The sequence below is a fragment of the Boseongicola sp. genome, assembly GCF_057460485.1.
The window spans coordinates 1-3,502 of sequence record NZ_JBVCWP010000362.1 but is presented as its reverse complement, the minus strand read 5'-3'; the positions used below and the strand labels follow the sequence as shown (position 1 = coordinate 3,502).

Below are 3,502 nucleotides of genomic sequence, written 5' to 3'. Positions count from 1 at the left end.
TTGGACGAAGTTGCAGCGCATCTGGACGCCAGACGGCGTCAGGCCCTCTATGACGAGATTTGTGCGCTCAGAGCGCAGGCCTGGATGACCGGCACCGGGCCGGAGTTGTTTGACGGACTTGGCGCGCGCGCACAGATATTCGAGGTCGTTGACGCCAACGATGCGTCACAGGTCCGACCATGACGATCTCACTTTCGGATGCGGCCCTCTATGCTGGGGCATTGTTCATCCTGTTTTTGACGCCGGGGCCCGTCTGGGTGGCCCTTATGGCCCGTGCTATGTCAGGTGGCTTTCGGTCGGCGTGGCCACTTGCGATGGGCGTTGTCGTGGGGGATGTCATTTGGCCGTTGGTAGCGATCCTGGGCGTGACTTGGATTGTCTCGGTATTCGACGGGTTCATGGTGGTTCTAAAGTGGGTTGCCTGTTTCACTTTCTTGACCATGGGCTACCTCCTTATTCAAAGTGCCGGAAAAGCCATCGCCAAAGACAGCCGATTGACCCGGCCGGGAATGTGGGCGGGGTTTGTTGCCGGGCTCGCCGTTATCCTTGGCAATCCAAAGGCAGTCCTTTTCTACATGGGCGTTTTGCCAGGCTTCTTTGATCTTACGCAACTGACTGGCGCGGACATTGCGGTGATCTGTGCGTTATCCTTTGCTGTGCCGTTGGCCGGAAACCTAATTCTTGCTGGATTTGTCGACCGAGCGCGTCGGTTGCTGACGTCTCCAAAAGCGCTGAAACGGATGAATATCGTATCGGGCGCGTTGCTTATTACGGTGGGAATTATCATTCCGTTCACCTGAGGTTTTGCCAGATAGTCGCGCTTGGGCTCTGGACGCGTCATACCCACTAAATATTGTGGTCTGGGCGTGACAGTTGCCCATAAAACGCCTATAAAATGTATGAAAACAACAAGGAAATTCCGAATGGCGGAGACGTCCGACGCGCAAGCTGAATATGGCGCCGATTCGATTAAAGTTCTCAGAGGCTTAGAGGCGGTTCGAAAGCGTCCCGGCATGTATATCGGGGACACAGATGATGGCTCGGGCCTGCACCATATGGTGTATGAAGTCGTTGATAATGGCATTGATGAGGTTTTGGCGGGTCATGCCGATGCCGTGACCGTGACAATCCACGCCGATGACAGCGTATCGGTCAGCGACAACGGCCGTGGAATCCCTGTTGACGTGCACGCGGAAGAGGGCGTTTCGGCTGCCGAAGTCATTATGACCCAGCTCCATGCCGGCGGTAAATTCGACCAGAATTCTTATAAGGTTTCGGGCGGTTTGCACGGTGTTGGTGTTTCCGTGGTGAACGCTCTGTCCGAATGGCTGGAGTTGCGGATCTGGCGGAACGATAAAGAGCACTACGCCCGGTTTGAAGGTGGTGACACGGTCGAGCACTTGCGGGTGGTCGGTGATGCCAATGGACGCAAAGGCACGGAAGTACGGTTTCTTGCAGCGACGACGACATTCTCCAATCTCGAATACCAGTTCAAGACCTTGGAGAATCGGCTTCGAGAGTTGGCTTTTCTGAATTCCGGCGTGCGGATTGTTCTGCGGGATGAGCGCCCAGCAGAGATGCTTGAGACCGAGTTTTTCTATGACGGCGGTGTGCGTGAATTTGTGCGATATCTTGATCGTAACAAATCCGCCATGATCGAGGATCCTATCTTCATCGAAGGCGAGAAAGACGGGATCACCGTTGAGGTCGCCATGTGGTGGAACGATAGTTACCACGAGACAGTTTTGCCGTTCACGAACAACATCCCGCAGCGTGATGGCGGATCGCATCTGGCTGGTTTCCGCGGCGCGCTAACTCGGACGATGAACCTTTATGCTGGATCGAGCGGTATCGCGCGCAAGGAGAAAGTAAGCTTCACCGGCGATGATGCGCGCGAGGGGCTGACCTGCGTGCTTTCTGTAAAAGTGCCGGATCCCAAGTTCTCGTCACAGACAAAAGACAAACTCGTGTCTTCAGAGGTCCGCCCTGCGGTTGAAGGCATGATGAACGAAAAGTTGTCCGAGTGGTTTGAAGAAAACCCAGGACCTGCGAAGTTGATTATCGGTAAGATTGTCGATGCGGCATTGGCGCGGGAAGCGGCTCGCAGAGCGCGCGAGATGACACGCAAGAAGTCTGCCCTTGATGTCGCATCGCTGCCGGGAAAGCTTGCCGATTGTCAGGAAAAGCGACCAGAGTTTCGCGAATTGTTCCTCGTCGAGGGGGACAGCGCAGGTGGGTCGGCTAAGCAAGGCCGGTCGCGTGCAAATCAGGCTGTCTTGCCGCTGCGAGGTAAGATTTTGAATGTTGAGCGGGCGCGGTTTGACCGGATGCTGGGAAGTCAGGAGATCGGCACGCTGATCACGGCGCTTGGCACCGGGATCGGCCGCGATGAGTTTGATGTCTCGAAACTGCGGTACCACAAGATCATCATCATGACGGATGCAGACGTAGATGGTGCGCATATCCGGACGCTTCTTCTGACGTTCTTCTTCCGACAGATGCCCGAGGTTATTGAAGGCGGTTACCTGTATATTGCGCAGCCGCCACTCTACAAAGTTGCGCGGGGCAAGTCCGAGGTTTATCTGAAGGACCAGCCGTCGCTGGACGACTATCTGATCCAGATGGGTGTCGAGGGCGCTATGCTTCGCCTCGGAACCGGCGAAGAGATCATCGGGCAGGACCTCGCGCGCGTCGTCGAGGATGCGCGGCAAGTGCGCCGTGTTTTGCAAGCTTTCCCAACGCATTATCCACAGAGTATTCTTGAGCAGGCCGCGATCGCCGGGGCCTTCGTGCCGGGGCAGGTCGATGCCGATTTGCAAGGTACGGCGGAAGCCGTTGCGGCACGTCTTGACCAAGTTGCTGTGGAATATGAGCGAGGTTGGCAAGGGCGGATAACACAGGATCACGGAATTCGGCTTGCCCGAGTTTTGCGGGGCGTTGAAGAAATTCGGACGTTGGATGGCCCGGTTCTGCGATCCGGTGAGGCCCGGCGATTGGGCGGTTATACAGCCGCCTTACAAGAGGTCTATGCGAAGCCCGCAAGACTGGTCCGGCGGGATCGCGAAAACGGAGTTCATGGCCCGCTTGATCTGTTGGACACCATTCTGGCAGAAGGCGAAAAAGGGCTCAGCCTTCAACGCTACAAAGGTCTTGGAGAAATGAACCCTGGTCAGCTGTGGGAAACTACGCTGGATCCAGAGGCGCGAACCTTGTTGCAAGTGAAGGTCGAAGACCTTGCGGAAGCCGATGATCTATTTACCAAGCTAATGGGCGATGTGGTCGAGCCACGGCGCGAATTCATTCAGCAAAACGCTCTGAATGTCGAAAACCTCGATTTTTAGAAATCTGGCGAGCGGGACCTTGTCCCGCTCGCTTTGCAGACCTGTAACGCTGTCCGCGAAAAGTTAACCGCCGCGCAAAGCTGCGGTCGATCAGGTTTTAGCCGCGTCCCGAAAATGGGTTTCGCCTCGACTGCGAGCGAGTTCGATCTGTTTTTGACGTT

2 protein-coding genes and 1 pseudogene are annotated in these 3,502 nt (G+C 55.8%); all 3 read left to right on the top strand.

What is annotated here, in order from left to right; genetic code table 11:
- A pseudogene (locus AC221Y_RS22025) lies at positions 1-183 on the top strand (DNA replication/repair protein RecF); the annotation flags it as partial.
- Positions 180-800: a LysE family translocator gene (locus AC221Y_RS22020; protein WP_299756035.1), complete on the top strand. Its 621-nt coding sequence runs from the start codon at positions 180-182 to the stop codon at positions 798-800. The pseudogene AC221Y_RS22025 and the gene AC221Y_RS22020, both read left to right, overlap by 4 nt.
- Before the next feature lie 123 nt (positions 801-923).
- Positions 924-3,341: a DNA topoisomerase (ATP-hydrolyzing) subunit B gene (gene gyrB / locus AC221Y_RS22015; protein ID WP_299756033.1), complete on the top strand. Its 2,418-nt coding sequence runs from the start codon at positions 924-926 to the stop codon at positions 3,339-3,341.
- Positions 3,342-3,502: the final 161 nt, after the last annotated feature.